Here is a 5,028-nt window from a genome sequence, read left to right on the forward strand (position 1 = left end):
ACGACCGCCCGGGGCACCGTCACACAGGTCTCCTGGTCACACAGGTCGCCTGAGGTGGATCAGCTCTCGCCGCCCGCCGCCGGAAGCTGGGCCTGGATGAGGTTCATCACCGTGGAGTCGGCCAGCGTGGTGGTGTCGCCGACCTCGCGGCCCTCGGCGATGTCGCGCAGCAGACGGCGCATGATCTTGCCGGAGCGGGTCTTCGGCAGCTCGCCGACGACCTTGATCTGCTTCGGCTTGGCGATCGGGCCGAGCGTACGGCCGACGTGCGCCCGCAGCTCCTCGACCAGCTCGGGGCTGTCGGTGGCGCTGCCGCGCAGGATCACGAAGGCGACGATCGCCTGGCCGGTGGTGGCGTCGGTGGCGCCGACGACGGCGGACTCGGCCACCGACGGGTGCCCGACCAGGGCGGACTCGACCTCGGTGGTCGAGATGTTGTGGCCGGAGACCAGCATGACGTCGTCGACCCGGCCGAGCAGCCAGATATCGCCGTCCTCGTCCTTCTTGGCGCCGTCGCCGGCGAAGTAGCGGCCCTCGAAGCGCGACCAGTAGGTGTCGATGTAGCGCTGGTCGTCGCCCCAGATGGTGCGCAGCATGGACGGCCACGGCTCGGTGAGCACCAGGTAGCCGCCGGAGCCGTTGGGGACCTCGGCGGCGTTGTCGTCGACCACGGTGGCCGCGATGCCCGGCAGCGCGCGCTGGGCGGAGCCCGGCTTGGTCTCGGTGACGCCCGGCAGCGGGCTGATCATGATCGCGCCGGTCTCGGTCTGCCACCAGGTGTCCACGATCGGGGTCTTGCCGGCGCCGATGTGCTCGCGGTACCAGATCCACGCCTCGGGGTTGATCGGCTCGCCGACGCTGCCCAGCACCCGCAGCGAGGACAGGTCGAACTTCGCGGGGATGTCGTCGCCCCACTTCATGAAGGTGCGGATCGCGGTCGGCGCGGTGTAGAGGATGGTCACGCCGTACTTCTGGACGATCTCCCAGAACCGGCCCTGGTGCGGGGTGTCCGGGGTGCCCTCGTAGATGACCTGGGTGGCGCCGTTGGAGAGCGGGCCGTAGACGATGTACGAGTGGCCGGTGACCCAGCCGATGTCGGCGGTGCACCAGTAGACGTCGGTCTCCGGCTTGAGGTCGAAGACGGCGTGGTGGGTGTAGCTCGCCTGGGTGAGGTAGCCGCCCGAGGTGTGCAGGATGCCCTTGGGCTTCCCGGTGGTGCCCGAGGTGTAGAGGATGAAGAGCGGGTGCTCGGCGTCGTGCGCCTCGGGGGTGTGCTCGGTGGACTGACGCTCGGTGGCCTCGTGCCACCAGACGTCACGGCCCTCGGTCCATGCGATCTCCTGGCCGGTGCGGCGCACGACCAGGACGTGCTCGACGCCGTCGGCCTTGGTCAGCGCCTCGTCGATGGCTGGCTTGAGCGCGGACGGCTTGCCGCGGCGGTAGCCGCCGTCGGCGGTGATGACCAGCTTGGCCTGGGCGTCCTGGATGCGGGAGGCCACGGCGTCGGCGGAGAAACCGCCGAAGACCACCGAGTGGGTGGCGCCGATCCGGGCGCAGGCGAGGATCGCGACGACCGCCTCGGCGATCATCGGCAGGTAGATCGCGACCCGGTCGCCCTTGGCGACACCGAGCTCCAGCAGCGCGTTGGCGGCCTGCGAGACCTCGTCCTTGAGCTGGGCGTAGGTGATCGAGCGGCCGTCGCCGGGCTCGCCCTCGAAGTGGATGGCGACCCGGTCGCCGTTGCCGGCCTCGACGTGCCGGTCGACGCAGTTGTAGGCCACGTTGAGCTTGCCGTCGGCGAACCACTTGGCGAACGGCGGGTTGGACCAGTCGAGCGTCTCGGTGGGCTCGACGGCCCAGGTGAGGCGGCGGGCCTGCTCGGCCCAGAAGCCGAGGCGGTCCTCGGAGGCCTGAGCGTACGCGGCCGCGGTGACGTTGGCGGCTGCGGCGAGCTCTGCCGGCGGGGCGAAGCGCCGCTCCTCCTTGAGCAGGTTGGCCAGGCTCTCGTTGCTCAACGCGCACTCCTCATGAGTCATGATCGGGGTCGTTTCCCGTGCGTGGGGATTGTCCCGTGTGTCCCAGCGCACAGCTCACCAGGCGAAGAGGTCTGTTGACAAGAGGCTCCGGGTAATTGGTGTAGACCTTTGACCGGGCGTCGAACGGCCGACCGAGGTCGGCGGGGCTCCGGGGGCGGGGTGGGAGCCCGGCCCGCGTCCTTGGCCCGCCGGGCGGGACGCGGGCCCGCTCTCAGGCCGCCAGCCCGGGACCTCCTCCGCCCCGGCCCGGATCCGTGACGGCGGTACCGGTGGCCGGAACCTGTTCGAATCCGTCCCCGTCTCCGGGCGTGTCGCGTTCCTGCCGCGAGGCGGCCGCCTCGACGGGACCGAACCGGCCGCTCTCCCGGTCGAGCACGTAGGCCTGCGCGGTGGCGAAGTCGAAGTACATGCCGACCAGCCGCAGGGTGCCCTCGGCCACCCGCCGCTCCACCGCCGGGTTGGCCATCAGCTGGTCCAGCTGCTGGACCACGTTGGTGATGCAGAGCCGCTCGCTCAGGTCGACCGCCGCCCGGTCGGCGAACTCCGCCGGGGCCCGGCGCAGCCGGTCCAGCGAACCGCGGCCGTTGCGCAGCCAGCGGGCCAGTGGGGTGGGCCGGCCGGGCTGCTCGTGCACGCCGTCCAGCAGGGCCTTCATCGCCCCGCAGCCCGAGTGCCCGCAGACCGTGATCGACCGCACCTCCAGTACCTCGACCGCGTACTGGACCGCCGCCGCCACCGAGTCGTCGGCCGCGCCCGGCTCGTGCGGCGCCGGCACCAGGTTGCCGACGTTGCGCACGGTGAAGAGGTCGCCCGGACCGCTGTTGGTGATCATGCTGGTGACCAGCCGGGAGTCGGCGCAGGTGAGGAAGAGCTGCGAGGGCGTCTGGCCTTCCCGGGCGAGCCGGGCCAGCTCTGGCCGCACCAGCGGGGCGGTGTGCAGCTGGAACACCCGGACCCCGTCCAGCAGCCGGCCGTGCGGGTCCTCCCGCTGCTCGATGCAGTGGTGGCCGACCCAGGGCGTCCAGGCGCGGCAGCGGTGCGGACCGGGGGAGCTGCCGGCGCGGACGGTGCCGTCCGGGTCGAGCACCTCGTCGTCCTGGCGGCGCGTCACCATCGACACCCGTCCGCCGCCCGCCTGGTGGCCGGTGCGCCAGCTGTGCACCGTCTCGTACGCGGCGTGGTCGAGGAAGGAGCCGTCGTGGACGACGGTGACCTCGGCGCCGCGCGGGATGCCGCCCAGCGCCCGGCTGAGCCGGGGCACCGCGGTGAAGGTGAGCGGGCCGTGCGTCTCCACGGTGAACGAGCCGTCGGGGCCGGCCAGGACGTCCACGTGGGCGCGGGTCAGCCGGTAGAGCGCGAGCAGCACGGCCGTCGCCGAGCCCAGCGCCACCCCGGGCAGGACGCCGAGCAGGACCACGGCGACCACGGTGGTCAGGTAGACCGGGAACTCGCGGTGCCGGTGCACCTTGCGGATGTGCGCGAAGCTCACCATCTGCAGGCCGACGACCAGCACCAGGGCGGCGAGCGCGGCGAGCGGGATCCGGCGCAGACCGCCGCTCAGGGCCAGCGCGGCCGCCAGTACCCACACCCCGTGCAGCACCGAGGCGCGGCGGCTCCGGGCCCCGGCCCGGACGTTGGCCGTGCTGCGCACCGCGCCGCCGGCGACCGGCAGCCCGCCGACCAGTCCGCTGACCACGTTGGCGAGGCCCTGGCCGCGCAGCTCGCGGTCGAGGTCCCCGGTCCGGCGCGACATCCGGTCGACCGCGACGGCGGAGAGCAGCGACTCGACGCTCGCCACGGCGGTGACGGTCAGCACGGCGGCGAGGAGGGCGAGCGGCGGGCCGTGCGGCAGGTCGGGGACCAGGCCGTGCGGCTGCCAGGCGGGCAGTTCGACCCGGGCGAGCCGCAGGTCCAGTGCGACGGCGAGCGCGGTGGCGGCGGCGACCGCGGCGAGCGGGCCGGGGACCTTGACCAGCCGGGTGCCGAACTCCCCGTACCGGCCGGGGAGTCGGTTCAGCCGGGGCCAGCCGAGCAGCACCGCGACGGTGACCGCCCCGACGGTCAGGGCGGCGGGGTGAGGGGTCGCCAACTGGCCGGGCAGGGCGAGCAGGTTGGCGAGTGCCGAGCTCTGCGGCGAGCCGCCGAGGACGACGTGCAGTTGCGCGATGGCGATGGCGAGGCCGACACCGGCCAGCATGCCGTGCACGATGGCGGGTGAGACGGCCAGCGCGGTGCGGGCCACCCGGCGTACCCCGAGCAGGAGTTGGAGCAGGCCGGCGGCGAGGGTGATGGCGCAGGTGGCCTGCCAGCCGTACTGGGCGATGAGCCCGGCGGTGATCACGGTGAGCGCGGCGGAGGGGCCGCTGACCTGCAGCGAGGTGCCGCCGAACAGGCCGACCACGATGCCGCCGACGGCCGCCGCGGCCAGGCCGGCGGTGAGCGGGGCGCCGGTGGCCAGGGCGATGCCGAGGGAGAACGGCACGGCGATCAGGAACACCACCAGGGAGGCCGAGAGGTCCCTCGCCCAGGCGGCGCGGGGACGTCGGCCCGGTGGGGCGTGGTCGGTGGTGTCGGAGGCGATGGGGGCGCTGGAGATGTCGGGGGTCATGGGTCTTCCCGTCTGTCCGGGGGAACGAACGCAGTCAGGTCCGGCGGTGAGTCCGGCGTGGGCTCGGTGAAGCGGATCGGCTGTCGTGGGTCGCGACGGCGTGGCGGGATGGCGCGGTCGGGCCGGGAGTGCGGGTGTCACCGGCCGGGCCTTGGTCCATCGGGCCGACCGGCGGCCGCTCGGCGGGGCGCTGGGAGGAGCCAGGCAACGGCGAGGGGCACCGGGACGGAGGCGGAACATCAAGACTCGGTAAACCGAGGGTAATGAGAGCTTTGCACAGCGTCATCCGGAGCGACAGTGAATAACCGCCGGATTCACTCCATTGGGTGGTGGTCGAACGGACGGGAATCTGCTGGTGGGGGGGCCTGTCGGGGACGCGCGCGG

At 73.1% G+C, this 5,028-nt stretch carries 2 protein-coding genes; both read right to left on the minus strand.

What is annotated here, in order from left to right; genetic code table 11:
• Positions 1-59 precede the first annotated feature (59 nt).
• Positions 60-2,036, minus strand: coding sequence for an acetate--CoA ligase (gene acs / locus ABD308_RS18185; RefSeq protein WP_344335680.1), 1,977 nt, complete (start codon positions 2,034-2,036; stop codon positions 60-62).
• A 211-nt stretch (positions 2,037-2,247) separates the two neighbouring features.
• Entirely contained in the window at positions 2,248-4,644 is a 2,397-nt protein-coding gene (locus tag ABD308_RS18190) for a SulP family inorganic anion transporter (RefSeq protein ID WP_344335682.1), read from the minus strand.
• Between the last annotated feature and the right edge of the window lie 384 nt (positions 4,645-5,028).

Origin of the sequence: Kitasatospora putterlickiae (assembly GCF_039527695.1) — a bacterium.
Lineage (GTDB): Bacteria > Actinomycetota > Actinomycetes > Streptomycetales > Streptomycetaceae > Kitasatospora > Kitasatospora putterlickiae.

What these genes read in the sequence shown, in the direction of transcription:
- acs (WP_344335680.1), bottom strand. Translation starts at nt 2,036, where the DNA reads ATGACTCATGAGGAGTGCGCGTTGAGCAACGAGAGCCTGGCCAACCTG.
- ABD308_RS18190 (WP_344335682.1), bottom strand. Translation starts at nt 4,644, where the DNA reads ATGACCCCCGACATCTCCAGCGCCCCCATCGCCTCCGACACCACCGAC.